Here is a 26,517-nt window from a genome sequence, read left to right on the forward strand (position 1 = left end):
AGAAAATTTCTCTGTGTCCGGAACGAACCGTACTCATGACCTTCTTGGGAAACCTGCGACGACGCTGATGCTGCCAACGCCCCTTCGGCGAAGCCATCCCCATGTCCGTTCGTATGCCTGGTTCCTGATCCCATGAAAAAGCACGACCTCGTCTATCTGACCGAAGACGCGTCCCATGACGCAGCCATCGAAATCATCAACGAAGAAGCCTTTGGCCCCGGCCGGTTTGCACGGGCGGCTGCGCGTATCCGCGAACAGGGTCCGCATGATCGGTCGCTGTCTTTTATTTGCACCGACAATGGCGAGACGATTGCCTCGGTCCGGATGACGCCCGTGATGGCCGGTTCGATCAAGGGTCACCTGCTTGGGCCGCTTGCGGTGCGGCCGTCGCACAAGAACATGGGCATCGGCCGGGAACTCGTGCGCATCGCCGTCGAGGCCGCCCGGCGGAAGGGATCACACGCCGTCATCCTCGTCGGCGACCCACCCTATTATCAGCCGCTCGGTTTTGAGAAGGTCCGTTACGCGGCGCTGGAATTTCCAGGCCCGGTCGATCCGGCACGGGTGCTGGTGGTGCCGATGGCAGACGGTGTGCATGCCGGCCTTTCCGGTGTCATCGGCTGGCGGGATGATGCGGCGGCCCACGGTGCAACTGCATCGGAGGCTGATATCGAACTGGCGCTTGCCGTCTGATAACGCCGCCGCCGCTAACCACTAAGCCAGCCGTTTCTTCAGGAAGACCCGGCTGCGGCCCGGCGGGAAGTCGGGCAGCTCGCCGAAGGCCTCGTAGCCCTGGCGTTCATAGGCGCGCCGGGCTTGCGGGTTGAACGTGTCGATCCAAGCGCCGTGGCAGCCGCGGCGAACGGCCTCTTCTTCGGCCGCCGCCAGCAGTTTGCCCGCCAGGCCCTGTCCGCGCAGGTCTTCCGGTAGCCACAGCCATTGCACGAACAGCCAGCCCCAGGCGGTGTAGCCGCTGAGCCCTCCGCGTTTTCCCTCGAGGTCGGGACCGCCGACGAGCACCGCCAGCGCCCGCCGCTCGGATGGCCCGACATCGGAGGCGTTGAAGGCCGTCAGCCCGTTGCTGATGGCCTACAGCGCCGCGCGTCTTATCAGACGCGCAAAGGTCGCTGTAGCACTTTGAACTGCTGCATGTTTTTACCCTTAAATCGGATACGATTTAAGGAAACATGCAGTAGTGCTGCGGCCGGCGGTGCGTCGGTGATCTCGAACATGGGTACTCCTACTTTGCCAGCCGCTTGGCTATCGGCTCGAACTCCGGCGTTGCCGTGCGCTTGACCGGATCCGGTGTGCCGGCGTCGATCGCGTCCCAGTATTTCCAGTGGACCTTCTTCGATCCAAGTTCGTAGTCCATGCCGTCCCAGCTGTCTTCGCGGAAGCTGTAGAAGGCCCAGTGCAGGCTGTCCTTGTCGAGCGTCGTCAGAACGTCCTCGAGATAGGCCTTGCAGCCGGTCCACCGGCGCATGCAGCCGAACTCGCCGGCAACGACGCGGTTGAGCGGAATGCCCTTGGCTTTCGCCCATTGCACCGGCCGGTCGAGGTAGGATGCAACCCGCGCCTTGTCCCAGTTTTCCTCGCCTTCGCCGAAGGGCACCTTGCCGGGATAGGCGTAGGGCTTTTCGCGCTTCATGTTGGGCGCTCTGGTGGCCGCGTAGGGCTCGTACATGTGGAAGCTGTAGAGCACCTTCTGGTCGCCGAGGCCGGACGGCCAATAGTTGAAACCGTCGGCTGCCGCATACCAGCCGGCGTCGGCCATGATCGGGGTGGCCGGATCGACTTCGCGGATCGCGGCAATCACCGTTTCGTAGAAGGCGACGAGGTCGGAGGCGCCGCCCTTCTTGCCCGCATACCAGTCAAGCATTGCCTTGCTGTCTGCATGTTCTGCAAGGCCATTCTGCTTTTCAGGCGCCGGTTCGTTGATGATGTTGTAGGCGGCAACACCAGGATGGTCCTTGAGCTCGCGGGCAAGATCGCGCCAGAAGCTGGCGGCTTGAGCCCACCAGGCCTTGTCCTGCCAGATGCGGCCGTCGAACTTGTTACCGTTGTTCTGCGACCAGCGCATGCCGGGCAGCGACAAGGGGGTGATGACGACCTTCAAGCCGGCCTTGTCGGCGCGGTCGAGGGTTTCTTTCAGCGTCGTAAGGTCGGCGGCCGGAATGCCCTCATATTTGTCGGCGTCGCCAATCAGATAGTCGCGCTTGGCCGGATTCCACTTGTCGTAGGACAGGCGAACCCAGGTGGCGCCGTAGTCGGACAACGCCTTGAAATAGGCCTCGTCCGGTGGCAGCCGGTTGAAGCTGTTGCCGCCATGCTGCGGCTTGTCCCAGAAGCCGATCAGATCGGCAGCGTGGGCCGGCCCGGTGACAGCTGAACCAGTTAAGGCGAGGGCGAGGAGGGAGGAGGCTATCAAACGCATGTACAGGGCTCCAAAATTGTCCCTGCGATGTCGACAGTCATTATGGCCTAAATCAGGAACGGCGCATGCTGAAGACGTCAAGCCGGCTTTCACCCACATCCTTTTCATCGAGCTGCCAGCCGCCGCGTTGGTAGAACGCGCGCTTCTGTGGCAAGGCGCAGAGATAAACGCTCTCGACGCCGGTGGCCAAAGCCGCTTGCGCCGCATGGCGAACGATGCTTGCCCCGATGCCCAGCCCACGAAAGGTAGGCTCTACCCAGACCGCCGCGACCCAGGGGCCAAGCGCCGGCCTCTCGTCCAGATCGGATTCGATCACCGATGCGGTACCGATGAAGGTCGCGCCGCGATGGGCGACGATGGCAAAAGGAATGTGATCGTCGCCAAGGCTGCCGGCAACCAGCTCGGCGATATGGCCGCGCGGAAAGCCGCGCGGCTCCCACCAGGCCCGCCAGACGCGGTCGGCGATATCATCCGCAAAATACGGCACATCGCGCAGGTTGCTGATGGCGAGGCTCGGATCGGTCATCGGCCCTCGCGGTACCAGGTCGCCGATATCAGGAACAACAGGGCGGCAAGGCCGAAGAGACCGGTAAACAGCGACAGCGAGTTGATGCCCCTAAGCACCGTCTCGTCGGTCATGCGCAGCGACAGCCGCTGGTCGTCGGCGACACGGATCGCGCCGCGCACCGGCAGGATCGACGGCAGGTCGATGGCGCCGTCGGCGCTTGCCAGTCGGCGCACCAGCCCCTTGGTCTTTTCAGCCCAGGGGCGCAGCTTGTCCTCGGTCGAGATTGCCGCCTTGAACTCCGGCGCGTCGACATTGCCGACGTGAACAAGCGTCGTCAGCTCGTCATTGGCGACTTCGAACAGGCCGGTCTCCGTGGTCTTGACTTCGGCGCGGTAAAGGCCGGGCTCGCGTTGGGTCAGCGTCAGTTCCTCGGTCTTTCCCGAGGGGTAGGTGAGGGTGGCGGGGCCGGGGTCGCCTTCGATGGTCTGGCGGGTGATCTCCAGCGTGCGGCCGGCGGCGCGCGCCGTCAGAGCTTCTTCTTCCAGCGCCGGTTCCTGCATCAGCCAGTGGGCAGTGCGGCGATAGAGCGAGACGTGCGGGCCGCCGCCCTCGAAGCCGCGAGCCCAGAGCCAACCCTGGTCGGACAGGAGCATGGCGACGCGTCCCTTGCCGACGCGGTTCAGCACCAGTAGCGGCTTGCCATCGGCCGCTTCCATCACGGTCTGGCCGAGCGGCCGGTCGACGTCGACGGTGCGGAACCAGCGGCCCCATTGCGGCGGCTCGCTTGCCGCACCTTCGAGGCCGCGGGTGACGGGGTGTTTCTTGCCCTCGTCCGAGAGGCGCGGGTAGAAGCCCTTTTCGTTCATGACGCCCGTGGGGTTCGCCGGCAGCACGGCCGACAGGGGCGTTGCGGCGATGGAGTCGTTGCCGGCATGCTCGGGCCCGGCGGCGATCAGAAGCGCGCCGCCGTTCTGCACATATTGCGCGATGTTGTCGTAGTAGAGGATCGGCAGGACGCCGCGGTGCTGGTAGCGGTCGAAGATGATCAGGTCGAACTCGCTGATCTTGTCGACAAACAGTTCACGCGTCGGAAACGCGATCAGCGACAATTCGTTGATCGGGGTTCCGTCCTGCTTTTCCGGCGGCCGCAGAATGGTGAAGTGCACGAGGTCGACGGCGGCATCGGACTTCAAAAGATTGCGCCAGGCGCGCTCGCCCGCATGCGGCTCGCCCGAGACGAGCAGGACGCGCAGGTTCTCGCGGATGCCGTCGAGCACATGGACGGCGCGATTGTTGGTTTCGGTGACTTCGCCGGGGACGCCGTTCACCGCGAATTCGAGAATGTTGTTGCCGCCGCGCGGCACGGTGAAGCTGAAAGGCACGTCGGTGCCGGGTTCGGCGACCTCGGTGGCAATCTCGTTGCCGTTGAGGCGGATGGTCACCTCGGCGGTTCCGCCCGGTGCCGCGCCGTCATCGACGACGCGGAAGGACAGCTTCTGCTGTTCGCCGACGATACCGAAACGCGGTGCGCTGACAATCTCGATTCGGCGATCGAACTCGTCCGGTCTGCCGCTGATCAGCCCATGGATCGGCGCGTCGAAGCCGAGCTTCTGATTGATGTCGGGGACGTCGTGGATCTGGCCGTCGGTGATGAAGATCGCGCCGCCGACCCGCGCCGGCGGGACATCGGCAAGCAAGGAAGTCAATGCGGAGAAGAGCCGCGTCGATGGTGCTTCGCTGTCCTCGCTGTCGGCAGCCTCGACAATGCGGGTCTCGATCTGCGGGAAGCGGGCGAGCCGGTCCTTGAGGTCGGCAAGCGCCTTGTCGGTCTGCTCGCGCCGGCTCGCATAGTCCTGGCTCTGGCTGCGGTCGACGACGACCGCAACGATGGTCGACAGTGGCTCGCGTTCCTCCTGAAACAGGATCGGATTGGCAAGTGCCAGGCAGAAAGCCGCAAGGGCTGCGGCACGAACCCAGGCGCCGCGCACGCCACGCCAGATGCCGAGTGCGGCGAGAACCGCGGCTGCAATGGCAAGCACTGCAAGATAGGGCCAGGGGATGAAAGGTGAGAAATCGGCGGTCATCGATCGGCCCTCACTGTCCGAGCCGTTCGAGCAGGGCCGGCACGTGCACCTGGTCGGCCTTGTAGTTGCCGGTCAGCATATACATCATGATGTTGACCCCGGAGCGGAAGGCGTATTCGCGCTGCATCTCGTCCGGCGGCACCGTCGGCAAGAGCGCGATGCCATTGGCGTCCACCGCCCAGGCGCCGGCAAAGTCGTTGCCGGTAATCATTATCGGCGTCACGCCGTCGCCCGAGCGGGCTGGGCGATTGCTTGCCTCTTCGCGATTGTCGAGCTGCGCCTCGATCCAGAGCGGACTACCGGTGTAACGCCCCGGGAAGTTCGACAGGAGGTAGAAGGCCTTGGTCAGCACATGATCGGTCGGCACCGGCTCCAGCGGCGGGATGTCGAGGTTGGCGAGGATCGCTTGCAGCCTCTCGGTGTTCGGACTGGTGCCGCCGGACGCTGCGCCGAGCGAGGAGAACTGGTCTCGCGTGTCGAACAGCACGGTGCCGCCGGCGCGCATATAGGCATCGATGCGGCTGACGGCCTGTGGGCTCGGCATCGGCGCCGATGCGGAAACCGGCCAGTAGATGATTGGATAGAAGGAGAGTTCGTCCTTGGCGATGTCGAGGCCGACGGGTGTGCCGGGCTCCAGCGTCGTGCGATAGGTGAGGAAGTCGGTGAGCCCCATCAGGCCCCGGTCGGAAAGGCGGTCGACTTCGCTTTCACCGGTCACGACATAGGCCAGATGCGTCGTGTCGAGGCGTTCGAGAATGGCCGCGTCTTCCGGTCGGCTGTCGTCGGCCAGAACATCCGGCGGCGAAACGAGGAAGGCGCTTGCTGCCAGCAGCAGGGCTGCGGTCATTGCCTTTGCTGCGCGCGGCCGCGAGAAGGCGCCGCCCAGGAACAGCACGATCAGCGCGTCGACAAGCAGCAGTAGCAGCGCCAGTGTGAACAATGCCGGCTTCAGCGACCAGCTCTCGGAGCCGGCCAATTGCTGCACGGTGTGAGCGCCGGCGGCTGTCATGTCGATCGGCTGCAATTCGGCGTTGCGGGGCAGCAGGTTGAGCGCGGTGAACCCGTCTTCCGAGCCATAGAGGCCCGGCGGGTTTTCCGCCGTAGCAACCGGCGCCTTGCCGGGGATGACGTCAAGCGGCCGGGCATTTCCGGTCTCGGCCACGAGCACGCCGTCGGCATTGAGCAGCCGGTAAGGCGCGAGTGTCTGCTGCTGCGCCTTGCCCTCGTTGGCAACGCCGCCGCCGCGCGAAAGCTGGACGCTGCGGCGAAGCATCTCGACGAAGTCGCCTGAGATCGGCAGGTTCGACCAGGTGGCCTCGGCGCTGACATGGAAGAGGATGATGCGACCGGCGCCGCGGGCCGAGGTCGTTACCAGCGGCGTGCCGTCGGCAAGGCTTGCCCAGGTGCGCTCGGCAAGATCCGCGGTCGGCTCGGCCAGCACCTGCCGTTTGACGAGAATGTCGTTCGGGCGTGCCATGCCGGCAAACGGGCTGTTGGCCGGGTAGTCGGCCAGCGGCTGCGGTTCGGACCAGGAAAGCGCGCCGCCGAGGGCGCGTTCGCCCTGGCGCAGCGTCACCGGCACCAGCGGATCGTCGGCGGGAGCAGCGGCAAGCCGTGGGCCGGCGAAGCGGATGAGCATGCCGCCATTGTCGATCCACTTCGACAGCTTCGGGTAGATCTCCTCCGGCAGCCGGCCGATATCGGCCATGATCAGCACGGATGGCTTCTGTTCCAGCAATTCCGGAATGGCGACGGCGAGATCCGTCTCGTGCGGTTGTACGAGATCGGCATAGGGTGCAAGAGCGCGATTGATGTAGTAGAGCGGCGACAGAAGCGGTTGCGACAGGTCGCGGGCTTCGCCGCTCAACAGGGCGACGCGGCGACGGCGGAAGCCATCGTCGAGCAGGTGCACGCTGCCGGCGGTCGCCGCATTCTCGATGCCGATGCGGGCAAAGTCGTTGCGCAGTTCGAAGGGCGCTTCGATGCTGCCTTTCGCAACGCCATCGCCGGCGGCAAAGGCGACCTGTCCGTCGGCGATGGCGCGGCCGCGCGTATCATAGGCGACGATCGGCAGGGTCAGCGCACCGTCCTTGCGCAGGCGCGTTGCCGTCACCGACATGCCGGTCGAACCGTTACTGGTATCGGTCAGCGCCACGGTGCGGCTGCCATCGGCCTCGATCAGCCGCAATTCGGCAGCACCAACCTCAGCAAGCGCTGCCATCGTCTTCTGGTCCGTTGCCTCGATGCCGTCGCTGACGAAGGCGAGCGTACCGGGTTTCGTGCCCTCAAATGCGGTTTTCAGCGCGGCTATCGCCTGGCCGCGGTCGACGGCAAGCGGGATGGGGGCGGCAGCGGCAAGCCTGTTGCGCGCAGTCGCGGCCGAGCCTGGCGTGGCATCGTGCTGGCGATCGCCGGTGAAGGCGATCGAGACAGCAAGGTCGCGCGCTTCCGCATCATCGATCAGCGTGCTTACGGCGTCGACGCGCTGTTCCCAATCGGTGGCAGTGGCCCAGCTGTTGTCGACGACGATCGCGAGTGGGCCGCCGGTCGCAAGCGTATTCTGACGTGGGTTCACGACGGGATCGGCGATCGCGAGAATGACCGCGGCCGCCATCAGCATGCGCAGCAGGGTCAGCCACCATGGGCTTTTCGACGGCGTCTCCTCGCGCTTGAGCACCGAGGCGAGAATGCGCAACGGCGGAAACACCTCGGCCGCCGGCTTCGGCGGGGTCATGCGCAACAGCCACCAGATCACCGGCAGGGCGATCAGCGCCGCCAAGAGCGCGGGATTGGCGAAGAGGAACGGAAGGCCGGTCATAGCTGGCCTCCATGGGGGGCGCGACCCGGCATGCCGGAGAGATACATGTGGACGGCAACCAGCGCCTCGGAGGCGGGCCGGTCGGTTCTATGCGGCGTAAAGGTCCAGCCGAGATGGCGCAGCGTCACGCCAAGGCTCTCGCGGCGGGCGAGATAGGCGCGCTGGTAGTCCTCGCGCAGGATCTCGGCGCGGCCAGCCGTCAGCTTCTGGCCGGTTTCTGGATCGCTGAATTCGGTCCGCCCGGCATAGGGGAAAACTTCCTCTGCCGGATCGGCAATCTCGACGACGTGGCCGCGCAGGCCGCGGCGGGCGAGCGGACCCAGCCGCTCCATGATCCTGTCGGTCGGATCGAGAAAGTCGCCGATCAGCACGAGATCGCTGGCGCTGCGGATCATGCCCGTTTCGGGAAGTCCTTCGGCAAGCGGGCTCAGCATGATCGCGGTTGCCAGCCGCTCGGCGGCGTTGCGGGCGGAGATCGGCTCCATCACCCCGGGGCATCCGATGCGTTCGCCGGAGCGCGCGAGGATCTCGGCGAGCGCCAGCATCAGCACCAGCGCCCGGCTTTCCTTCGACACCGAACCGAGCGTCGACTTGTACATCATCGACGGTGACAGGTCGGCCCAGAGCCAGATCGTGTGGGCCGCCTCCCACTCGCGGTCGCGCACATAGGTATGATCGTCGCGGGCGGAGCGGCGCCAGTCGATGCGTGACAGGCTTTCGCCGTCGCTATAGGGCCGGAACTGCCAGAAATTCTCGCCGATCCCGCGCTTGCGTCGGCCGTGCCAGCCGGAAATCACCGTATTGGCGATCCGGCGCGCTTCTACCAGGCAGTCAGGAACGAGCATCGCGCGCTGCTGCGCACGGGAAAGAACCTCACCAGCGGGGGTACGCGCAACAATGTGCCCGATGGAGGCCATTCTTTATCCCTTGGCTTGTTTCACCAGCCCGGCGATCACGTCGCGCACGGTCATGCCTTCGGCACGGGCGGCGAAGGTCAGCGCCATGCGGTGCTGGAGAACGGGCTCGGCGAGCGCCAGAATATCGTCGATCGACGGCGCGAGACGTCCGTCATAGAGCGCGCGGGCGCGGGCGCAGAGCATCAGTGCCTGCCCTGCGCGCGGCCCGGGCCCCCAGGCGACGTTCTTGTCGGTGGCGGCATTGCCGTTGCCGGGGCGGGCGGAGCGCACCAGCGCCAGGATGGCGTCGACCACCTTCTCGCCGACCGGCATCTGGCGGATAAGGGTCTGGATCTGCTGCAGGCGGGCGGCGTCGATCACCGGCCGGGCAAAACTCTCGCCGACGCCGGTGGTTTCCAAGAGGATCTGCCGCTCGGCCGCAAGCTCGGGATAACCGACATCGACCTGCATCAGGAAGCGGTCGAGCTGGGCTTCCGGCAGGGGATAGGTGCCTTCCTGCTCCAACGGGTTCTGGGTAGCAAGCACGTGGAACGGCTGCGGCAGGTCCTTGCGCGCGCCGGCAACGGTAATGTGGTACTCCTGCATCGCCTGCAGCAGCGCGGACTGCGTGCGCGGCGAGGCGCGGTTGATTTCGTCGGCCATCAACAGCTGCGTGAAGATCGGGCCGGGGATAAAGCGGAAGGAGCGATGACCGGCGGCATCCTGGTCCATGACTTCGGAGCCGAGAATATCCGATGGCATCAGGTCGGGCGTGAACTGCACGCGGTTGGAATCGAGCCCGAGAACAGTGCCGAGCGTCGCCACCAGCTTGGTCTTGGCAAGTCCGGGAACGCCGACGAGCAGGGCGTGACCGCCGGAGAGCACCGCAAGCAGGGTCTGCTCGACCACGTTCTCCTGACCGAAGATGACCTTGCCGACTTCGGCGCGCACAAGCGCGATCTCCGCGAGTGCGTTTTCCGCCGCGGCAACGATCGCCTTTTCGTCGGTCGCGTCCGTGGCGCCCTTCATCACACTCATGGTCGTACTCCCCGGTCGCCCGTTGTTGAACCGAATCGCCCCGCCGGGGATTTTCAGTTGCCTTATTCCAATTTAGACCCTGGCTGACGGCTGACAAGTCGCCGCAGACGCACTATCTCGTGACATCATACACGCCGCATCGCGCGGCGGCATACACGCTTCCGGTGCAAAATCGGGGCCAATCGGGACGGAACGATGGCAAAAGCCGAAATTCAGCGAACCGGGGACGCGGCCGGACTGGCGGCGTTGATCTCGCGCGCGGCCGGCCAAACGGGTGACGGCAAGCGCGGCCTGCCGCCCGTGGAGCGCTGGAATCCGCCGTTCTGCGGCGATATCGACATGGAAATCCGCGCCGACGGCACCTGGTTCTATCTCGGCACGCCGATCGGCCGGCAGCCGCTGGTGCGGCTGTTCTCCACAGTTTTGCGCAAGGACGAGGACGGCGTAACTTATCTGGTGACGCCTGTGGAAAAGGTGGCGATCCGCATCGTCGATGCGCCCTTCGTTGCCGTCGAAATGAGCGTGACGCAGACGGATGGCGTGCAAGTGCTGACCTTTCGCACCAATGTCGGCGACGTTGTCGAGGCTGGACCGGAACATGGCTTGCGTTTCGTCATCCACGGCGAGAACCGCGAGCTGAAGCCTTACCTGCATGTGCGTGGCCGGCTTGAAGCGCTGGTTTCCCGGCCGGTCATGTACGATATTGTCGAACTCGGCGAGACCGTGGTCGTCGACGGCATCGAGATGTTCTGCGTGCGCTCAGGCGGCTCCGTCTTCCCGATCATGCCGGCCGCTGAACTGGAAGCGCTGTCGCGATGAACAGGCATCCCTATTCCGCCGACGAGTTTCGCCGCAGGGCGCTGACCCAGATGGGCGGGCCGGTGGAAAGCGCGTGGCGCGAGCACGGCGATTTTCTGCTCAATCCTGGTATCGTGCCGCATCTTGAGACCCTGCATCTGAAGGATGCGGCCGTGCTGGTCCCGGTGGTCGACGACGGCGAGGATGCGCATGTCATCTTCACCCAGCGGACAGCGAGCTTGCGCAAGCATTCCGGCCAGGTGGCGTTCCCCGGCGGTGCCGTCGACCCGGAGGACCGCTCGATCGAGCTTGCCGCCCTTCGCGAGGCGCAGGAGGAGATCGGTCTCGATCCACGTTTCGTCGAAACCATCGGACGGCTGCCGCATTACATGGCGCTGTCCGGCTTCAAGATCACGCCGGTTCTGGCGGTGGTGCAGCCCGGCTTCGAGCTGGTGCCCAACCCCGACGAGGTCGAAAGCGTCTTCGAAGTGCCGTTGTCCTTCCTGATGAACCCTGGAAACCATGGGCGTGGAAGTGGCCACTGGCAGGGAGAAGACCGGCATTTCTATCGCATGCCCTATGGCGACAGGAATATCTGGGGTATCACCGCCGGCATCGTCCGAATGCTCTATGAAAGGCTTTATGCATGACCTCGGTTGCCGGTGAGAGCTGGTTTTCGGCTCCATCCCTTCGCCGCGTCTTCGATCTCCTGAACGCCGAGGGCGGGGAGGTGCGCGTCGTCGGCGGCGCCGTACGCAACAGCCTGATGGGCGTGCCGGCCGGCGATGTCGACATGGCCACCACCTGGCATCCGGAAGAAGTTTCCGCTCGTGCGAAGGCCGCGGGCATCAAGGTGGTGCCGACCGGCATCGACCATGGAACAGTGACGCTCGTCATCGACGGCACGCCCTATGAGGTGACGACGCTGCGCCGCGATGTCGCGACCGACGGGCGCCGCGCCGAAGTCGCCTTCGGCACCGACTGGAAGGTGGATGCCGAGCGGCGCGACTTCACCATCAACGCACTCTATGCCGACCATAGGGGCGAGGTCGTGGACGATGTCGGCGGCCTTGCCGACATCGAGAGCCGCACCCTGCGCTTCATCGGCAGCGCGGCCGAGCGGGTGGCCGAGGATTATCTTCGGATCCTGCGCTTCTTCCGCTTCTTCGCCCATTACGGCAACGGTCGTCCCGACGCCGACGGCTTGAGGGCCTGCGCCCAGGCGCGCTCGAAGCTGTCGACGCTTTCGGCGGAACGGGTCTGGGCCGAGACGAAGAAGCTTCTTTCGGCCGAGGATCCCGGCCGTGCGCTGCTCTGGATGCGCCAGGCCGGCGTGTTGACCGAAATCCTGCCCGAGACCGAGAAATGGGGCATCGACGCCATTCCGGAACTGGTTGCCGCCGAGCGGGCATTCTCGTGGGCGCCGGATCCGCTGCTGCGCCTTGCCGCGATCGTGCCACCGGACGAAGAGCGGCTCGAAGCCATGGCCGTACGGCTGCGCATGTCCAAGGCGGAGGCGGCCTTCTTCGCGCGCTGGGCGAGTGCGCCGGTGATACCGGCCAAGACCGTGGATGCGGCGCTTGACCGGCTGCTCTATCGCCACGGTGCAGAGGGGATATCCGCTCGTCTGCGGCTGGCGCTCGCCTCTGCCAGACGCAAATCCGAGAACGATCCGGCGTTGCTGGCCGAGACGGCTGCGTTCCAACGCCTGCTGAAACGCACCGAGGCATGGAAGCGCCCAAGCTTCCCGCTGACGGGCGCCGATGTGCTGAAGGCCGGTATTCCGGCCGGGCCGCGCGTCGGAGAGGTCTTAAGCGAGCTGGAGACCCTGTGGGTTGAGCGCAACTTCAGCGTCGACCGGGCGAACCTCGTCGCCCGGCTCGAAGCCATGGTGCCGCGCGCGTAAAGCGCTCGACGTGAGACCATGTCAAAGTTCGAAGGCGCGGTTCTTACGCGGGGCAGTGGGCTGCTAGCTAGCCGTTACTTGGTCGGCTTCACCAACGAGACAACCCGCGGCTTGGATGGCGCGTCTAGCCATTCGATCCACTTGTCCCGTTCCTCGATTGTGTCGAAGAACCGCCAGAGCTTGTATTCTTCGTCGGTGGTCTGCAACATCTCCCCGATGGATACGAGCTCCAGAGGCAGTGTCACCTCGTTGCCGTCGAAGCGAATGAAATAGATCCCTTCGGCAGCGAGACGAATAACTTGACCAGTGCCGTAACTTCCATCGGGATCGTCGACCGTGAAGTACATGCCGGTCAGAGTTTCAAAAACTTTGTCATTCATAGGTTTCGAGTGCCAGTTCAAAAAAATGCAGGGCATGGGAAATTCGCGCAGGCTGCCGGCAAACGCAAGAGGTCACGATGGCAAGTAACGCGATAGTCCACGTGCTGATCGCGAGGCTATAGAGCGTGAATACCGTGCAGGTCAAATCTCCCTTCGCGCCGTTGCCATTGCGCATGGTGTCGCCGAAGACGAGGCTGTGTACGGCATTTCCATGACCGCATCACGCAATCGGTAAACTCGTTCTGAAACCCCAGAACGGGCGGTTCCGCCGATTGCTTCGGTCCGCACCGGTTCGATGCCACGCACCCTCACTGGGCGTCAGCGCAAAGGCACGCGGCGCGGGTTCGTCGTTGTTTCGAAACCCGCGCGCGTTCGGGATAGATGTATTTTCCTCAGGCGGCCTGGGTCTCTTCGACGATGCGGGCCTTGATGTTGTCGATCATGTTTTCGCGGATCATCGTTTCGCCGTGGGCCTGGCGCATGTGTTCCACCACGCGGCGAACGATTTCGGCATCGTTATCGGCGCGGGTGTGCCATTCGCAACCCGGGACAAGAGAACCGCATTCAAACAGGCGCATGATGTTCCTCCTTCCGATGTGAGCTCAAAACGAAGCAGGCGGCACGCACATCTCCTCCGCGTGCCATAGGCCCCAGCGTAGCATCAACCCCCGGAGCGGCCAAATTGTTCCAGCCTCCCGTGCGGCAAGAAACCGTTATAGACATGCGGGTCGATGGTGTTATGGGTTTGCGGTAACAAGAGACACAAAGGCCTTCTTTGCCCATGACCACCACCGTTCAATCGGAACTGATCGCCGCCATCCGCAACATTCCGGATTATCCGAAGCCGGGCGTCATGTTCCGCGACATCACCACCCTGCTTGGAAATCCACGTGCGTTCCGCCGTGCGATCGACGAGTTGGTGCATCCCTATGCCGGTACCAAGATCGACAAGATCGCCGGCATCGAGGCGCGCGGTTTCATTCTCGGCGGCGCGATCGCGCACCAGCTTTCCTCAGGCTTCGTGCCGATCCGCAAGAAGGGCAAGCTGCCGCACGACACGGTGCGCATCGCCTATAGCCTCGAATACGGCGTCGATGAGATGGAGATGCACAAGGATGCGATCCGTCCGGGCGACAAGGTCATCTTGGTCGACGACCTGATTGCAACCGGCGGCACGGCCGAAGCGGCCACCAAGCTGTTGAAGCAGATGGGCGCAGATATCGTTGCGGCCTGCTTCGTGATCGACCTGCCGGAACTCGGCGGCCGCAAGAAGCTCGAAGCGCTCGGCGTCAATGTCCGCACGCTGATCGAATTCGAAGGTCACTGACCGCGCTCAGGCGCGGTTGATCGTCGGCAGCATCAGTTGTACTTCGCGCTGCGTTGCCGGCGAAAGCGTTTCCACCTCTTTCCGCCAGAAAGCGTCGGCTTCCGGCGGCTCGCTTTCCCAGCTTCTGATCGAGGTTTCGTTATCGTCGATCGCCACCCGGCGATGGCCGCCGAGGCGAAGATACTCATCCGCCAGTTCGCGAACATGGGTCTTTTCCATCGATAGTCCTCCGGTTCCTCCTGTCGAAGCTCCCGTGCGCCTTGGCCTGCCGGCCACTCGCGTGGAGCTTTAAAAGTCCGAACGGATTTTACGCCCAAATGGTTCCTGACTTAAGGAATAACGGTGCTGGGCATCATTTGGGAGGAGCGACGGTCGTTCACGATCTAGCTCCATTTTTTTACGCATTTCCGTACGGAAAACCGCTGCGCACTTTTCCTGGAAATGCTCTAAACGAATTCGATCACCTTGCTTTCGAAACGGATCACCGCTTCGCCGTGCTGGTTTTCGCCTTCGCAGAGGATGCTGTTGATCCGCCAGCCCGGCCGCGACGTAAGGGTGCGGCTTTCGAGGAACGTCACGGCATAGGTCACGGTGTCGCCGGCATAGACCGGCTTCAGCCATCTGAGATCGCGGAACCCAGGCGAAGGGCCGAGCCTTGGTGCCTGCAGGCCTTCCGCTGCAAGCCGCCGTTGCTCATCCTTCCAGAACCGGACGAAACACTGCATCCATCCAGCGGAGGTATGCCAGCCGGACGCGCACAGGCCGCCAAAGAGCGAATGCCGGGCTTCCTCGGCGTCAAGATGGAAGGGCTGCGGATCGAAGTCGCGGGCGAAACGGACGATATCCTCGGCCGTGAACGTCAGGCTGCCGATGACGGTCCTGCGGCCGGTCGCGTAAAACTCCTCCATCGTCATCATCAGTTTTGACCCTTGTCGCGGCAACGGAAGAGCACGGAGCATTCGGAAACCGCCACCGGCTCACCGGCCTGGTTGACGATTTCGTTGCGGAACTTGACGATGCCGAGGCTCGGCTTGGACTTCGAGCGGCGGGCTTCGAGCACCTGGCTGAAGCCGCTCAGCACGTCGCCGGAGATCACCGGTTTCTTCCAGGCCATGAAGTCGATGCCGGGCGCGCCTTGAGACGAGGACTGGCCCATGAAGGCGTCGAGCATCATGCGCATGCCGACGGCGCTGGTGTGCCAGCCCGAAGCCGAGAGACCGCCGAGGATGCTGCGCCTGCCGGCTTCCTCGTCGAGATGCATCGGCTGCGGGTCGAATTCGTGGGCAAAGGCAATCATGTCCGCGGGCTTCATTTCGACCGGTTTGTAGTCGAAGCGCCGTCCTTCAGAAAAATCCTCGAAATACAGCATGCTGAGTTGTCCCGTCTGATTTGCTGCCGCTTTACGTACTGCATAATTTCTCAAATCGGAATCGCTTTGAGCGAGGTTTGAAGCGTGGGGCTCTCATGCCAAATGATCGGCCGCAGCAAGGAATTTGCAGGTTGCGCATGCCGCATGTTCATGCAACCACCTGTTTTACGGATGTATCGATCCGCTTTTGATTGAGGAATGCTCGTGACTGAACTGAACAGGGCGCTCGCAGGAGCTGCCGAAAAAGGGATCATCTCTGCCCGCCAGGTCGGCGATCTCGAAGCCTATCTCGCTGACCGCGGCATCAGCTTCGGGCCGGCGTCACCGGATGCCGCCGTGGACCGGGACGATGCCGCTCTCGATGCCCGCGCGGCCGAAGACAGCGAGCAGCCGCGGTTCGTCCGGGGATTTCACGATATCCTGATCACGATCGGCGTCGTTGTTGTCCTGATCGGCCTGTGGGGGCTGGGTGGGCCGTTCGCGACGCTGCCGGTTATTCTCGTGCTTGCCGAAATTCTGGTGCGGCGCCAGCGGCTGGCGCTGCCGTCGGTGGCGCTGACACTGGCTCTCGTGCATTGGGTTGCTATGGCGACGTACGCCGTGTTGAGCGAACATCAGGATAACTGGCACCCGCTGACCTATACCCTGGTCTATCTCGCGGCTTTTCCGATACCCCTGGCGTTGTTTTACTGGCGCTACCGCGTTCCGCTGGCCCTGGCCGGCCTGGTGCTGTCGATCACATCTATCGCGGTGATGTGTGTCGTATTCGCGCTCGACAAACTCTTGGGCATCAATGTTGCTAGCGACGACTATATCGTGCTCTTCCCGCTGATCCTGCTCGTCGGAGCGGTAGGGATCTTTGCGGTCGCCATGCGCTACGACGTCTCCGATCCAAAGCGCGTGACGTCGCGCTCCGACACGGCTTTCTGGCTGCATCTCGCAGCAGCGCCGGCGTTGCTCTACTCGTTGATGGGTCTCGTCTTCACTTCAAATGGTAGCGGTACATGGTGGGATGGGCAGGCCAGCCTTGGCCAGGCGATGGCCGCCATTCTTATCGTGGCTCTGTTCATGCTGGTCGGGCTGGTGATCGATCGCCGCGCCTTCGTCACATCGGGGCTGCTGTCGCTGGGCGGCGCGGTCTGGACGATGCTCAGCAAGAGCGGTGCGTCGCTCGACAGCTACGTCTTCGTCGCCTTCGCAGTGGTCGGCGTTACCGTGCTGTTCATCGGCATTTTCTGGCAGAGGCTGCGCCGCGCGGTGATGGACCTGCTGCCGGAAACGATCACGGCGCGGTTGCATGCCGCGCCGTGATATCGGGTCGTCCTATTGGCTGCGCGCTTGAAGCGCGCCTCAGCTCTTTGAGCCCGCGCCTGTCGCGCAGGATCGCTGTGCCCTTTCGGGCCACTTGTCTTACGTATTGAAGCGGAAGTGGATGACGTCGCCGTCCTGGACGACGTATTCCTTGCCTTCGTCGCGGGCCTTGCCGGCTTCCTTGGCACCGACTTCGCCGCCAAGCGCGATGTAGTCGTCAAAGGCGATGGTGTTGGCGCGGATGAAGCCGCGTTCGAAGTCGGTGTGGATGACGCCGGCGGCCTGTGGTGCCTTGGTGCCGCGCTGGATCGTCCAGGCGCGCGTTTCCTTCGGGCCGACGGTGAAGTAGGTGATGAGGTCGAGCAGCTTGTAGCCGGCGCGGATCAGGCGGTCGAGACCGGCTTCTTCCAGGCCAAGCGCGCTCAGGAACTCCTTGGCTTCCTCTTCCGGCAGCTGTGCCACTTCGGATTCGATCGCCGCCGAGATCACGACGCTTTCGGCGCCTTGCGCCTTTGCCATTTCGGCAACCGCGCGGGTGTGTTCATTGCCGTCGACGGCATCGCTTTCGGCGACGTTGCAGACATAGAGCACGGGATGGGCGGTCAGGAGGTTGAGGCCCTGCAGAATGCGCAGCTCTTCGGCATCGAGCTTGGCAAGCAGCGTGCGCACCGGCTTGCCGTCCTGCAGCAGCTTCAGCGAGGCTTCCATGATCGGCAACTGCGCCACGGAGTCCTTGTCCTTGCCGCCGGCGCGCTTGCGGGTCTGCTCGGTGCGGCGCTCGAGGCTGTCGAGGTCGGCGAGCATCAGCTCGGTCTCGATCGTCTCGGCATCGGCGACCGGGTGGATGCGGCCTTCGACGTGGGTGATGTCGTCATCCTCGAAGCAGCGCAGCACGTGCACCACCGCATCCACTTCGCGGATGTTGGCGAGGAACTGGTTGCCGAGGCCTTCGCCCTTCGACGCGCCGCGCACGAGGCCGGCGATGTCGACGAAGGAGATGCGCGTCGGGATGATTTCCTTCGACTTGGCGATATCGGCCAGCTTGCGCATGCGCGGATCGGGAACCGCGACTTCGCCGGTGTTCGGCTCGATCGTGCAGAACGGATAGTTGGCAGCCTGAGCTGCCGCCGTCTTGGTGAGCGCGTTGAAGAGAGTGGACTTGCCGACGTTCGGCAGCCCGACAATACCGCATTTAAAGCCCATGGCTAAAACCTGTCGTTCTCGAATTCGTTGGGCGTGGCTATGGGATAAAGGAGCCGGACGGTCAAGCCTTCGCGCGTTTCGGTGCGGCGAAGAAGCCGGCTTTTGCTTGATTGCCCGTGGCTGGCGTACAATATTAAGTGCCAGCGCCCTGGGGTCGAATGGCCGACCGCGATCGCTTTTCCTGTCATCAACGGGTGGATTTCCGATGAGTGACGACGATCTTGCCGCAAAACCGAAGCTGAAGCCGAAACCGAAGCTGGAGCGGCCGAAACTCTACAAGGTCATTCTCGTCAACGACGACTACACGCCGCGCGACTTCGTCGTCATGGTGCTGAAGGCCGTGTTCCACATGAGCGAGGAGGCGGGCTACCGGGTGATGATGACGGCGCACAAGCTCGGGGTTTCCGTCGTCGTCGTCTGCGTGCGCGATATCGCCGAGACCAAGGCCAAGGAGGCGACCGATCTCGCCAAGGATGCCGGCTTCCCGCTGATGTTCATGACCGAGCCGGAGGAATGACGGTCAGGGACGCCGGATCTGGTAGCCTGTTTTGTCCTGCCGGAAGCCGCAGTTCTCATAAAAGCGCAGCGTCGCGGGATCCTTCGAGCCCGTCAGCAGCATCACCTTGTAGCAGCCGGCGGCCCAGGCTTCCCCGATGGCATGGCTGATCAGTGCGCCGGCAAAGCCCCGTCGGCGAAAGGCGGCTGACGTGACGACGTTTTCGATGAGGGCATAGGGTGCGCCGCCCCGCGTCAGGTTCGGCACGACGACTGATGTGACCGATGCAGCCGCGATGTCGCCGGCAAGGCCAATGAAAATCGTCATGCCGGGCTGGGCAAGGATCGTCGCAAAGCGATCGGCGGCCAGTGCGGCGTCGAGCGCCGGGTCGTCCGGGTTCAGTTCGCCATAAAGCGCAAGAAGTCCGGGCAGGTCGCCTGCCGATGCGGCACGGATGGCGAAGGGCAAGGCCGACACTCCTCAGTCGCCCTTCGGGCCGAACAGTTTCTTTAGCATATCGGCCATCGGGCCGCTTGTCGGCAGCTTCTTCGGTTGGGCCGAATTGCGCGCCTGGTGGATATGGGATTGAGCGCCCTGCTTCTTTTGCGCCTGCGGCTTGTCCTCATCCGGCTTGCCGCCGGTCGCAAGCGCGATCTTGTTGAGGATCTGCGAATCCTCGCCGCGCACCAGCATGTCGGCATTGTCGGCGATGGCGTCGAGCAGCGGCACCAGCCAGGCCTGGTCGGCCTTGGCGAAATCGCCGAGCACATGGGCGTGGACGAGGTCCTTGACGCCCGGGTGGCCGATGCCGAGCCGCATGCGCCGATACTCCTTGCCGCAATGGGCATCGATCGACTTGATGCCGTTGTGCCCGCCGTGGCCGCCGCCGACCTTGATGCGCGCCTTTGCCGCCGGCAGGTCCAGCTCGTCATAGATGACGGTGATGTCCTTTGGGTGCAGCTTGTAGAAGCGCATGGCTTCGCCGAGCGCCTCGCCGGAGAGGTTCATGAAGGTCTGCGGCTTCATCAGGAGAACGCGCTCACCGCCGATTTCGCCTTCGGCGATCTCGGACTTGAACTTCTTCGACCAGGCGGAAAAGCCGTGGCGGCGATGGATGACGTCGACAGCCATGAAACCGATATTGTGGCGGTTTGAGGCATATTTCGAACCTGGATTGCCAAGTCCTGCGATGATCAGCATGTCGTTACGCTCCGTCGGGCTTTCCCCGCTTCACGAGCGCGAAACGCCAGCGGAGTCAATCCTTATTTCGTCGCCTGTACGCTTCCGCTCGGCCGGAGGCCGTAGCGACCGAAGATTGCATCCTGGGTGCCGGTGCCGATCAGGCGGTCGAGTTGGCGCTGCATCTTCTCGACCGTTTCCCTGTCCATGTCGCGGTGGCAGGCGATGCCGTAATACTTTCCTTCCAGCATCAGTGCCGCCTCGACGGGCTTGCCCTCGGCCCGCATGCTTTCGAACGTCTTCTCCGACGTCATCATCAGATCGATGCGGCCGGCGATCAGTTTCTTCACCGTCGAATCGAGGTTGGTCGCGTAGTCGATCTTCTGAAAGCCGTGTTCCACGAGGTAGGTGGCCGAAAAATCTTCCCGTTGCGTACCGATGGTGAACTGCTTCGCAGCATTGATCGAACTCGGGGCAATGTCCGATCCCTTGCGGCGGACCATGATCATGTGGTCGACGAGCAGCGGCTGCACCCATTGGAACAGCTTGTCGCGCTCGGCGTTGCGGCCGGTGGTGAAGACGCAATAGGACGCATCGGTTTCGGCCAGCATGTAGGCCCGCGCCCAGGGCAGGACCTCGATCGTATAGGGAAGCTTGAGCCCTTCCATGATCGCCGTTACCTGGTCGACTGAGGAACCGCTCGCACCGCTCGGGGTCGAGAAGTTGTAGGGCGGATAATCCTCGGTCACGAATTTGATCGTGTGCGCTTCGGCGGCTGTGGAAAGACCGAGGAAGAATGCCAGGATCAGCTCTTTCACGCCTTGCTCCTTCGCGCCAGCATCTGGCCGTTACCCGTGAGTGTTTGCCTTGACTTCGGAGTCGCTCTCCAGCATGGCCAGCATCTTGCCGATCGGCATGGGGCGGCTGAAAAGATAGCCTTGCCCACAATCCACACCAAGCTTGCGCAGGAGTTGCCATTGCTCCTTCGTCTCGATGCCCTCGGCGACCACGGTGCAGCCCATCTGGTGCGAGATCGTGCGGATGCCCTTGATCAGCATCCGGCTCTTGCGGCGGATGTCGGCGGTGCCGGAGCTGAGCGAACGGGTGAAGGACTGGTCGACCTTGACGATGTCGACCGGGAAACGGTTGAGGTAGCTCAGCGACGAGTAGCCGGTTCCGAAATCGTCGAGCGCGATCCGGCAGCCGAATTCGTTGAGTTGCTTCAGTACCCCATGCACTTCCGGATTGTCGAGCATCAGCACCGCTTCGGTGATTTCGATGACGATCCGGTTCGGCGAAATATGGTGCTTGAGGAGCAGTGCTGCGAGCTTGTGCGGCAGCGTCAGCTCGAACTGCAGCGGCGAGAAATTCACCGCGAGATAGGTGTTGTGCGTGCCGTCGAGGGCGGAGATCGCCGCCAGATGCCGGATCGCCTTTTCGAGAATGCAATCGCCGATGCGGGTGATGGTTCCCGTTTCCTCGGCAATGCCGATGATCTTGCCGGGCGGCATCACGCCCTTTTCCGGATGGTTGAGGCGCATCAGCGCCTCGAAGCCGGCGATCTGGCCGTCGCTGAGGCTGACGATCGGCTGCAGCCAGGCGTCGAAGTGATCGTCCTTGAGGGCTGCCTCGATGCACTGTTCGATCTCGTGGCGCTCACGGGCGGTATCGAGCATGCTGGCGTCGAACACCTGCAGGCCGTTCTTGCCGTCGCGCTTGCGGGCATACATCGCCATATCGGCCTTGAGCAGCAGGTCAGACGCGTTTTCGGCGTGCTCGGGATAGACCGAGATGCCGACGCTGGCGCTGACGAAAAGCTCGTTGCCGGCAATGTGCATGGGCTCGCGCAGGGCATTGACGATGCGCTCGCCGATTTCGGAGGCAAGGGTCGCGACATCCATGTCCGAAACCAGGATCGCGAACTCGTCGCCGCCGAGACGGGACATGACATCGTCGGGACGCAGGGTTGCGCGGATCAGCTCGACCGTGCGGCGCAGAACCTCGTCGCCGGCGGCATGGCCGAAGTTGTCGTTGATCCACTTGAAGCGGTCGAGGTCGATGAACAGGCAGCCCACCTGGATGCCGCAGGCATCGGCGGTCACCATCGCCTCGTCGAGAGCCGCCCCGAAGCCCTGGCGGTTCAGAAGCCCGGTCAGATGATCGGTGATCGCCTGGGCATGGTTGCGGCTTTCGGCCTGCTTCAGTGCAGTGACGTCGGTCATGACGGACAGTGACAGGTCGCCGTCCCCCGTCGTTTCCGTCTCGAGGATCAGCACGGTCATGAACTCGCCGTCCGCCTTGCGGAAGGGGACGGTAACCTCGCAGATATTGTGGTCGCCGACCGCAATTGCCTTGGCGTGGCTGCGGTAGGTCTCGTGCCAGTGCGGATCGATGAAGTCGGTGAAGTTCTCGCCGATCACCTGTTCGCGGGCATAGCCGGTTGCCTGCAGCCAGTAATCGCTGACGGCGCAGAGGCGGTTGTCGGTATCGAGCGAAAACAGCATCGCCGGGGTCAGGTTGTAGATGTCGGTGGCGCGCTCATGTGCGCTCTTCAGTTCCATCGACTCGCGTTCGAGCCGGTCCTGCATCTCGTTGAAATTGGCGGCCAGCGCGCCCATTTCGTCGTCGGCTGTCCAGTCGACGCGGTGGCGCGAGCCTAAGCGCCGCGTCGCCTCGATGGCGGCCGTCAGGCGCATCAGCGGGCGGATGACGGTGAAGCGGTTGCCGATGAGCGCGGCGGCAAAGACGGTGGCGACGGCGATCAGCAGGATGGCGAGGATCGCGAGCTCGTCCTTGCTGAACTGCGACAGCAGGCCGCGTGTCGGCGCGCGCACTTCGAGGCTGCCGATTTCCTTGATGCCGTCGATCGAGTCGAAGGAAATGGGCGTTTTCAGGATACGGCTGTCGCTGTCAACGCCGAGGCCGCCGGAGGGCATCTGTGCGAGGATCGAGCCGGAGGTGTCGCGGATCGTGACGGCGAGAATATCGGTGTCGTTCATCAGCGAGCGGGCGATGCGCTTGATGCCGTCGCTGTCGAAATCCCAGATCGGCTTGCCCAGCGCTTCAGCGCTGGCGCCCATCAGAAGCTCGATGTTGTGCAGGCGCTCGCGTGCGATGCGTTCGCTGGAAATGCTGAGGAAGAGCACGAAGAGAGGGGCAACGAAAACCAGCATTGCACCGCAGACAATCGCAATAAATCGGTTCTCGACGGAATGCATCATTGGACGCATCCCCCAGGCGTTGCCACTCTTGTCATTTCGGATTCTCTTATGACGCTTGCTTACAATTTCCCCGCTGCAAGAACATCATCAAAACCTTAAATGTTGCTGAAATTGCTACATGACAATTCGTGAGTGGGGCGGCTCGATCGAAGGCGTGAGACCAGCGCGACAACCCCGTGCGTTCAACGCAAAAGGCCCGCCCCGTTTGACGGGGCGGGCCTTTCAATGGGTATTGCAGGGTATCCGGCGGCTGCCGGATTGCCGCTTCACCTTAAGGTGAATCAGGCTTCTGCTTCGCCTTCGCCTTCGACTTCTTCCTTCAGACCGCCAGCCGGAGCAGCGATCGTCGCAATCGTGAAATCGCGGTCGGTGATAACCGGGGTCGCGCCCTTCGGCAGCTTGATGTCGGAGATGTGGATCGCGTCGCCGACCTTGTGACCGGACAGGTCAACAGTCAGGAATTCCGGGATGTCGTCGGCAGCAACGGCCAGTTCGACATCGTGGCGAACGATGTTGAGAACGCCGCCAGCCTTGAGGCCCGGGGACTTCTCTTCGTTGACGAAGTGAACCGGAACCTGAACGGTGACCTTGCTGTCCTTGGAGACGCGCAGGAAGTCGACGTGCATGGTGAAGTCGCGGACCGGATCCAGCTGGTAGTCCTTCGGCAGGACGCGGATCTTTTCGCCGTTGACGTCGATGATCGCGACGGTGGTCATGAAACCGCCGGCGTGGATCTTCATCGTCACGTCCTTGGTGGACAGCGCGATCGAAATGGGGGCCTGCTTGTCACCGTAGATGACAGCCGGGATAAGACCGTTGCGACGAAGTTCACGGGAGGACCCCTTACCAACCCGTTCGCGCGTCTCGGCCTTGAGCTCATAAGATGCGTGGCTCATGGGTAGACCTTTCTATGTCTAATTCTGGAGAGTTCATCCGCAATGGCAGAAGAACCGAAGCCGCATGGGCTTCATCCGCGTTGCCTCCAAGGGTGTCTACGCGGACGGGCGGTGCATAGACGAGATCGCCCGCAAATGCAAGCTTTGCCGCGGTTTTAAAGCATGTCGCGCAAAAGTGCACTGCGGTTTTGCGATAACGACATGCGCGAAATCAAAGAGCGAAAGCGCGTCGCGGCCGCGGCGCGCTTAGGCCTTTTTGCGTGTGAAGCGCGCAAGCGCCAGCATCAGGCCGCCGGCGATCAGGCCCCAGAAGGCGCCGGAGACCCCGCCGAAGCTGACGCCGGAGGCGGTGACCAGAAAGGTGATCGCAGCTGCCTCGCGCGTCCTGGCGTCGGTGAAGGCTGCCATGGCGGAACCGGCAAAGGCGCCGACAAGGGCGAGGCCGGCGACCGCCTCTATCAGCACCGACGGCGCGAGACTGACGAAGGTGGTGACGGCGCCGGCGAGCAGGCCGAAGATGACATAGAAGATGCCGGCATTGATCGTCGACCAATAGCGTCGCGCCGGATCCGGATGACTGTCGGCGCCGGCGCCCATGGCCGCGGTGATGGCAGCAAGGTTGACGGCATGGCCGCCGAAGGGCGCGCTCAGCATCGAAAACAGGCCGGTCGTCGCAAACAGCGGGCCGGGGGTGGGGTTATAGTCGTTGACCTTCATCACGGCGATGCCGGGAATGTTCTGCGACGCCATGGTGACGATGAACAGCGGCAGCGCGATGCTGATCATCGCCGGGGTCGTGAAGGACGGCATCACGAACTCCGGCCGCGGCACCAGCGCCGAAGACAGTTCGCCCAAGGCATCGGCCGGCATGTCGACACCGAAGGCAATGACGAGCACGAAGGCGAGCAAGGCCGCCGGCACCGCATAGAGCTTGTTGACGCTGCCGACGATCGCCCAGGCCAAGAGGATCGGCAGGCCGAACAGCGGATTGAAGCCGATCGCCTTGACCGGGGCAAAGCAGAGACTGAGCAGGACGCCGGCCAGCATGGCATTGGCGAGTGCGGCCGGAATGGAGGAGACCATGCGGCCAAGCGGCTTCCAGAGGCCGGCGACGACGATGAGCAGGCCGCAGACAAGGAAGGCGCCGACGGCTGCGTTGAAGCCGCCCTCGACCACACCGGAACTGGCGAGAAGGGCGGCGCCGGGTGTCGACCAGGCGATGCTGACCGGCAGCCGCGTGACGGCGCTGAGGATGACGGCGCAGACGCCCATCGAGATCGACAGCGCCATCAGCCCGGATGCGGCCTGTGCTTCCGTCGCGCCGACGCCGCCAAGCCCGTGAAGGACGACGGCGAAGGAACTGGCGAAGCCGACAAAGGCGATCAAGAGGCCCATGAACAGGCTCTGGAGCGAGAAGTCACGAAGCATGGCTGGCAACCGGTTGTTGTGATGGGGCGTCGGATGATGCTCGAACTCGCCTATCATATTCCGCCGGCCTGTCGATACCGCCGGCGTGATGAACGCATCAAACGCGCTGATACGCGCTTGGACGTGGACCTTCGTCTTGCTGGACCTCTTCCGTAAACGATGCCTATAGTGCGGCCAAAGCAGGCCGCCGTTTGGGAGAGCGGTCGTGACCTGCGGTTGCCGGACGTCGCTTGCAGGGAGGAAACCGATGCCTGCCGTCAGGGATCACACGGAATATGTCTATCAGGTGGCGCACCAGTCGTCGGCGGCGGCCAGTTCGCCCGTTGCTGCTTCCTGGCGTCGCTGCATGACGCTCCATGGCCTGGCGCCTGAGGACAGGCGCACGCCGTTTCGACTTCCCGAAAGCGAGTTCCGATTGGCCCGCCAGAGATCGGCAGAGCTGATCGCAGAAGCGGGCGGCGAACTCGACCGGCTGTTCGCGACCGTCGGCAAGGCTGGCTGCTGCCTGCTTCTGACCGACGACAAGGGCGTGGCGCTTGAGCGGCGTGGTGCTGTCGGTGACGATGCGGATTTCCGAGGCGTCGGCCTCTGGTCCGGAACGGTGTGGAGCGAGGCGAGCGTCGGCACCAACGGCATCGGCACGGCGATCGCCGACGAGCGCGCCGTCATCATCCAGCGCGACCAGCATTTTCTCAGCAGCAATATTGGGCTCAGCTGCACGACGGCACCGATCCGCGATCATCTCGGCCGGCTGGCGGCCGCGATCGATATTTCCACCTGCCGTGACGACGCGTCGGAAATCACCATCTCGCTGCTGTCGCAAGCAGTGCGCGATGCCGCCGCGCGCATCGAGGCGGGGCTCTTTCGCCGGGCCTTTGCCGGATCGCGCATCGTGCTCGTGCCGGTCGACCGGGCAGGGCCGGCGCTGCTGGCGGTCGATCGGGACGATCTCGTGCTGGGCGCGACGCGGGCGGCGCGCCAGTGGCTCGGTCTCGACGACAAACGCATCGCGTCGGGCATTCCGGCATCCGATCTTCTCAAGGAAGGCACATCCGACGACGGCGCGGAACTTCCAGACGCCGAGCGTGCGGCCCTTCGGCGCGTGCTGTCGCGCGCCAACGGTAATGTGTCGATGGCGGCGGAACTTCTCGGCATCAGCCGCGCCACGCTCTATCGCAAGATGAAGCGGCTTTCGGTCAACTGATCTTTCTACGTCATCTGAAGG

General features: G+C 63.5%; 29 protein-coding genes. 8 read left to right on the forward strand and 21 right to left on the reverse strand.

Going from position 1 to position 26,517, the window contains the following annotated elements; all coding sequences use genetic code 11:
- Positions 1-132: 132 nt before the first annotated feature.
- The gene (locus tag AC244_RS07875; RefSeq protein ID WP_053248209.1) at positions 133-693 is read left to right on the forward strand and encodes a GNAT family N-acetyltransferase; all 561 of its coding nucleotides are present in this window, start codon (positions 133-135) and stop codon (positions 691-693) included.
- Between the two features lie 21 nt (positions 694-714).
- Here AC244_RS07875 and AC244_RS07880 read toward each other — a convergent pair whose 3' ends face one another.
- From AC244_RS07880 to AC244_RS07910, 8 genes are read right to left on the reverse strand one after another with little or no spacing between them, the layout of a single operon-like run.
- Entirely contained in the window at positions 715-1,086 is a 372-nt protein-coding gene (locus AC244_RS07880) for a GNAT family N-acetyltransferase (protein ID WP_053248210.1), read from the reverse strand.
- A gap of 23 nt (positions 1,087-1,109) precedes the next feature.
- Positions 1,110-1,232 carry a hypothetical protein gene (locus AC244_RS38590; RefSeq protein WP_268750763.1) on the reverse strand — a complete coding sequence of 41 codons (123 nt, stop codon included), beginning with the start codon at positions 1,230-1,232 and terminating at the stop codon, positions 1,110-1,112.
- Positions 1,233-1,240: 8 nt separating this feature from the next.
- On the reverse strand, positions 1,241-2,434 hold the full coding sequence (locus AC244_RS07885; RefSeq protein ID WP_053248211.1) for a glycoside hydrolase family 5 protein: 1,194 nt from the start codon (positions 2,432-2,434) through the stop codon (positions 1,241-1,243).
- A gap of 52 nt (positions 2,435-2,486) precedes the next feature.
- Positions 2,487-2,960 (reverse strand): GNAT family N-acetyltransferase, encoded by a 474-nt coding sequence (locus tag AC244_RS07890; protein ID WP_053248212.1) that lies wholly within the window; start codon positions 2,958-2,960, stop codon positions 2,487-2,489.
- Positions 2,957-5,026 carry a hypothetical protein gene (locus tag AC244_RS07895; RefSeq protein ID WP_053248213.1) on the reverse strand — a complete coding sequence of 690 codons (2,070 nt, stop codon included), beginning with the start codon at positions 5,024-5,026 and terminating at the stop codon, positions 2,957-2,959. Before AC244_RS07895 ends, AC244_RS07890 begins: the two co-directional genes overlap by 4 nt.
- A 10-nt stretch (positions 5,027-5,036) precedes the next feature.
- The gene (locus AC244_RS07900; protein ID WP_053248214.1) at positions 5,037-7,844 is read right to left on the reverse strand and encodes a DUF4159 domain-containing protein; all 2,808 of its coding nucleotides are present in this window, start codon (positions 7,842-7,844) and stop codon (positions 5,037-5,039) included.
- The gene (locus AC244_RS07905) at positions 7,841-8,761 is read right to left on the reverse strand and encodes a DUF58 domain-containing protein (protein ID WP_053248215.1); all 921 of its coding nucleotides are present in this window, start codon (positions 8,759-8,761) and stop codon (positions 7,841-7,843) included. The genes AC244_RS07900 and AC244_RS07905 overlap by 4 nt, the downstream gene beginning before the upstream one ends.
- 3 nt (positions 8,762-8,764) lie before the next feature.
- Entirely contained in the window at positions 8,765-9,778 is a 1,014-nt protein-coding gene (locus tag AC244_RS07910; RefSeq protein WP_053248216.1) for an AAA family ATPase, read from the reverse strand.
- A gap of 195 nt (positions 9,779-9,973) precedes the next feature.
- On the opposite strand from AC244_RS07910, the gene AC244_RS07915 reads away from it, so the two are divergent.
- From AC244_RS07915 to AC244_RS07925, 3 genes are read left to right on the forward strand one after another with little or no spacing between them, the layout of a single operon-like run.
- A complete protein-coding gene (locus AC244_RS07915) occupies positions 9,974-10,597 on the forward strand; it encodes a DUF1285 domain-containing protein (RefSeq protein ID WP_053248217.1) in 624 nt (207 codons plus the stop codon).
- Positions 10,594-11,226: a CoA pyrophosphatase gene (locus AC244_RS07920; protein ID WP_053248218.1), complete on the forward strand. Its 633-nt coding sequence runs from the start codon at positions 10,594-10,596 to the stop codon at positions 11,224-11,226. Before AC244_RS07915 ends, AC244_RS07920 begins: the two co-directional genes overlap by 4 nt.
- On the forward strand, positions 11,223-12,482 hold the full coding sequence (locus AC244_RS07925; RefSeq protein WP_053248219.1) for a CCA tRNA nucleotidyltransferase: 1,260 nt from the start codon (positions 11,223-11,225) through the stop codon (positions 12,480-12,482). The genes AC244_RS07920 and AC244_RS07925 overlap by 4 nt, the downstream gene beginning before the upstream one ends.
- 74 nt (positions 12,483-12,556) lie before the next feature.
- On the opposite strand, the gene AC244_RS07930 is transcribed toward AC244_RS07925, so the two are convergent.
- From AC244_RS07930 to AC244_RS07940, 3 genes are all read right to left on the reverse strand, one after another.
- A complete protein-coding gene (locus AC244_RS07930) occupies positions 12,557-12,862 on the reverse strand; it encodes a hypothetical protein (RefSeq protein ID WP_053248220.1) in 306 nt (101 codons plus the stop codon).
- A complete protein-coding gene (locus AC244_RS07935; RefSeq protein WP_053248221.1) occupies positions 12,855-13,037 on the reverse strand; it encodes a hypothetical protein in 183 nt (60 codons plus the stop codon). The genes AC244_RS07930 and AC244_RS07935 overlap by 8 nt, the downstream gene beginning before the upstream one ends.
- Before the next feature lie 217 nt (positions 13,038-13,254).
- Positions 13,255-13,440, reverse strand: coding sequence for a DUF1059 domain-containing protein (locus AC244_RS07940; RefSeq protein ID WP_053248222.1), 186 nt, complete (start codon positions 13,438-13,440; stop codon positions 13,255-13,257).
- Between the two features lie 203 nt (positions 13,441-13,643).
- Between AC244_RS07940 and AC244_RS07945 the strand changes: the two genes are divergently transcribed.
- The gene (locus AC244_RS07945) at positions 13,644-14,189 is read left to right on the forward strand and encodes an adenine phosphoribosyltransferase (protein WP_053248223.1); all 546 of its coding nucleotides are present in this window, start codon (positions 13,644-13,646) and stop codon (positions 14,187-14,189) included.
- Positions 14,190-14,195: 6 nt separating this feature from the next.
- Here AC244_RS07945 and AC244_RS07950 read toward each other — a convergent pair whose 3' ends face one another.
- From AC244_RS07950 to AC244_RS07960, 3 genes are all read right to left on the reverse strand, one after another.
- Entirely contained in the window at positions 14,196-14,408 is a 213-nt protein-coding gene (locus tag AC244_RS07950; RefSeq protein WP_053248224.1) for a hypothetical protein, read from the reverse strand.
- Between the two features lie 227 nt (positions 14,409-14,635).
- Positions 14,636-15,106, reverse strand: coding sequence for a MaoC family dehydratase (locus AC244_RS07955; protein ID WP_082366768.1), 471 nt, complete (start codon positions 15,104-15,106; stop codon positions 14,636-14,638).
- Positions 15,106-15,558, reverse strand: a complete 453-nt coding sequence (locus AC244_RS07960) for a MaoC family dehydratase (protein WP_053248225.1) — start codon at positions 15,556-15,558, stop codon at positions 15,106-15,108. The genes AC244_RS07955 and AC244_RS07960 overlap by 1 nt, the downstream gene beginning before the upstream one ends.
- Before the next feature lie 204 nt (positions 15,559-15,762).
- Here AC244_RS07960 and AC244_RS07965 point away from each other — a divergent pair, with 204 nt between their 5' ends.
- On the forward strand, positions 15,763-16,869 hold the full coding sequence (locus AC244_RS07965; RefSeq protein WP_063934088.1) for a hypothetical protein: 1,107 nt from the start codon (positions 15,763-15,765) through the stop codon (positions 16,867-16,869).
- Between the two features lie 99 nt (positions 16,870-16,968).
- On the opposite strand, the gene ychF is transcribed toward AC244_RS07965, so the two are convergent.
- Positions 16,969-18,072: a redox-regulated ATPase YchF gene (gene ychF / locus AC244_RS07970; protein ID WP_053248226.1), complete on the reverse strand. Its 1,104-nt coding sequence runs from the start codon at positions 18,070-18,072 to the stop codon at positions 16,969-16,971.
- A gap of 205 nt (positions 18,073-18,277) precedes the next feature.
- On the opposite strand from ychF, the gene clpS reads away from it, so the two are divergent.
- Complete coding sequence (gene clpS / locus AC244_RS07980; protein ID WP_053248228.1) at positions 18,278-18,589, forward strand: ATP-dependent Clp protease adapter ClpS; 312 nt, start codon at positions 18,278-18,280, stop codon at positions 18,587-18,589.
- A 3-nt stretch (positions 18,590-18,592) separates the two neighbouring features.
- Here clpS and AC244_RS07985 read toward each other — a convergent pair whose 3' ends face one another.
- From AC244_RS07985 to AC244_RS08010, 6 genes are all read right to left on the reverse strand, one after another.
- A complete protein-coding gene (locus AC244_RS07985; RefSeq protein WP_414735885.1) occupies positions 18,593-19,036 on the reverse strand; it encodes a GNAT family N-acetyltransferase in 444 nt (147 codons plus the stop codon).
- Between the two features lie 12 nt (positions 19,037-19,048).
- Positions 19,049-19,768 carry an aminoacyl-tRNA hydrolase gene (gene pth / locus AC244_RS07990; protein ID WP_053248230.1) on the reverse strand — a complete coding sequence of 240 codons (720 nt, stop codon included), beginning with the start codon at positions 19,766-19,768 and terminating at the stop codon, positions 19,049-19,051.
- Positions 19,769-19,830: 62 nt separating this feature from the next.
- Positions 19,831-20,565: a substrate-binding periplasmic protein gene (locus AC244_RS07995; protein WP_053248231.1), complete on the reverse strand. Its 735-nt coding sequence runs from the start codon at positions 20,563-20,565 to the stop codon at positions 19,831-19,833.
- A 30-nt stretch (positions 20,566-20,595) separates the two neighbouring features.
- The gene (locus tag AC244_RS08000) at positions 20,596-22,968 is read right to left on the reverse strand and encodes a putative bifunctional diguanylate cyclase/phosphodiesterase (RefSeq protein ID WP_053248232.1); all 2,373 of its coding nucleotides are present in this window, start codon (positions 22,966-22,968) and stop codon (positions 20,596-20,598) included.
- Positions 22,969-23,249: 281 nt separating this feature from the next.
- Positions 23,250-23,864: a 50S ribosomal protein L25/general stress protein Ctc gene (locus AC244_RS08005; protein WP_053248233.1), complete on the reverse strand. Its 615-nt coding sequence runs from the start codon at positions 23,862-23,864 to the stop codon at positions 23,250-23,252.
- Between the two features lie 246 nt (positions 23,865-24,110).
- Complete coding sequence (locus AC244_RS08010; RefSeq protein WP_053248433.1) at positions 24,111-25,292, reverse strand: benzoate/H(+) symporter BenE family transporter; 1,182 nt, start codon at positions 25,290-25,292, stop codon at positions 24,111-24,113.
- A 247-nt stretch (positions 25,293-25,539) separates the two neighbouring features.
- Here AC244_RS08010 and AC244_RS08015 point away from each other — a divergent pair, with 247 nt between their 5' ends.
- Positions 25,540-26,496, forward strand: a complete 957-nt coding sequence (locus AC244_RS08015) for a helix-turn-helix domain-containing protein (protein WP_053248234.1) — start codon at positions 25,540-25,542, stop codon at positions 26,494-26,496.
- Positions 26,497-26,517: the final 21 nt, after the last annotated feature.

The sequence above is a fragment of the Ensifer adhaerens genome, from assembly GCF_001270265.1.
Classification (GTDB): Bacteria; Pseudomonadota; Alphaproteobacteria; order Rhizobiales; family Rhizobiaceae; genus Ensifer; species Ensifer adhaerens_B.

Excerpts from the sequence above, each read along its gene's own strand:
- AC244_RS07875 (WP_053248209.1), top strand. The coding sequence starts at position 133 with ATGAAAAAGCACGACCTCGTCTATCTGACCGAAGACGCGTCCCATGAC.
- AC244_RS38590 (WP_268750763.1), bottom strand. The coding sequence starts at position 1,232 with ATGTTCGAGATCACCGACGCACCGCCGGCCGCAGCACTACTGCATGTT.
- AC244_RS07885 (WP_053248211.1), bottom strand. The coding sequence starts at position 2,434 with ATGCGTTTGATAGCCTCCTCCCTCCTCGCCCTCGCCTTAACTGGTTCA.
- AC244_RS07890 (WP_053248212.1), bottom strand. The coding sequence starts at position 2,960 with ATGACCGATCCGAGCCTCGCCATCAGCAACCTGCGCGATGTGCCGTAT.
- AC244_RS07895 (WP_053248213.1), bottom strand. The coding sequence starts at position 5,026 with ATGACCGCCGATTTCTCACCTTTCATCCCCTGGCCCTATCTTGCAGTG.
- AC244_RS07900 (WP_053248214.1), bottom strand. The coding sequence starts at position 7,844 with ATGACCGGCCTTCCGTTCCTCTTCGCCAATCCCGCGCTCTTGGCGGCG.
- AC244_RS07905 (WP_053248215.1), bottom strand. The coding sequence starts at position 8,761 with ATGGCCTCCATCGGGCACATTGTTGCGCGTACCCCCGCTGGTGAGGTT.
- AC244_RS07910 (WP_053248216.1), bottom strand. The coding sequence starts at position 9,778 with ATGAGTGTGATGAAGGGCGCCACGGACGCGACCGACGAAAAGGCGATC.
- AC244_RS07915 (WP_053248217.1), top strand. The coding sequence starts at position 9,974 with ATGGCAAAAGCCGAAATTCAGCGAACCGGGGACGCGGCCGGACTGGCG.
- AC244_RS07920 (WP_053248218.1), top strand. The coding sequence starts at position 10,594 with ATGAACAGGCATCCCTATTCCGCCGACGAGTTTCGCCGCAGGGCGCTG.
- AC244_RS07925 (WP_053248219.1), top strand. The coding sequence starts at position 11,223 with ATGACCTCGGTTGCCGGTGAGAGCTGGTTTTCGGCTCCATCCCTTCGC.
- AC244_RS07930 (WP_053248220.1), bottom strand. The coding sequence starts at position 12,862 with ATGAATGACAAAGTTTTTGAAACTCTGACCGGCATGTACTTCACGGTC.
- AC244_RS07935 (WP_053248221.1), bottom strand. The coding sequence starts at position 13,037 with ATGCGCAATGGCAACGGCGCGAAGGGAGATTTGACCTGCACGGTATTC.
- AC244_RS07940 (WP_053248222.1), bottom strand. The coding sequence starts at position 13,440 with ATGCGCCTGTTTGAATGCGGTTCTCTTGTCCCGGGTTGCGAATGGCAC.
- AC244_RS07945 (WP_053248223.1), top strand. The coding sequence starts at position 13,644 with ATGACCACCACCGTTCAATCGGAACTGATCGCCGCCATCCGCAACATT.
- AC244_RS07950 (WP_053248224.1), bottom strand. The coding sequence starts at position 14,408 with ATGGAAAAGACCCATGTTCGCGAACTGGCGGATGAGTATCTTCGCCTC.
- AC244_RS07955 (WP_082366768.1), bottom strand. The coding sequence starts at position 15,106 with ATGATGACGATGGAGGAGTTTTACGCGACCGGCCGCAGGACCGTCATC.
- AC244_RS07960 (WP_053248225.1), bottom strand. The coding sequence starts at position 15,558 with ATGCTGTATTTCGAGGATTTTTCTGAAGGACGGCGCTTCGACTACAAA.
- ychF (WP_053248226.1), bottom strand. The coding sequence starts at position 18,072 with ATGGGCTTTAAATGCGGTATTGTCGGGCTGCCGAACGTCGGCAAGTCC.
- clpS (WP_053248228.1), top strand. The coding sequence starts at position 18,278 with ATGAGTGACGACGATCTTGCCGCAAAACCGAAGCTGAAGCCGAAACCG.
- pth (WP_053248230.1), bottom strand. The coding sequence starts at position 19,768 with ATGCTGATCATCGCAGGACTTGGCAATCCAGGTTCGAAATATGCCTCA.
- AC244_RS08000 (WP_053248232.1), bottom strand. The coding sequence starts at position 22,968 with ATGATGCATTCCGTCGAGAACCGATTTATTGCGATTGTCTGCGGTGCA.
- AC244_RS08005 (WP_053248233.1), bottom strand. The coding sequence starts at position 23,864 with ATGAGCCACGCATCTTATGAGCTCAAGGCCGAGACGCGCGAACGGGTT.
- AC244_RS08010 (WP_053248433.1), bottom strand. The coding sequence starts at position 25,292 with ATGCTTCGTGACTTCTCGCTCCAGAGCCTGTTCATGGGCCTCTTGATC.
- AC244_RS08015 (WP_053248234.1), top strand. The coding sequence starts at position 25,540 with ATGCCTGCCGTCAGGGATCACACGGAATATGTCTATCAGGTGGCGCAC.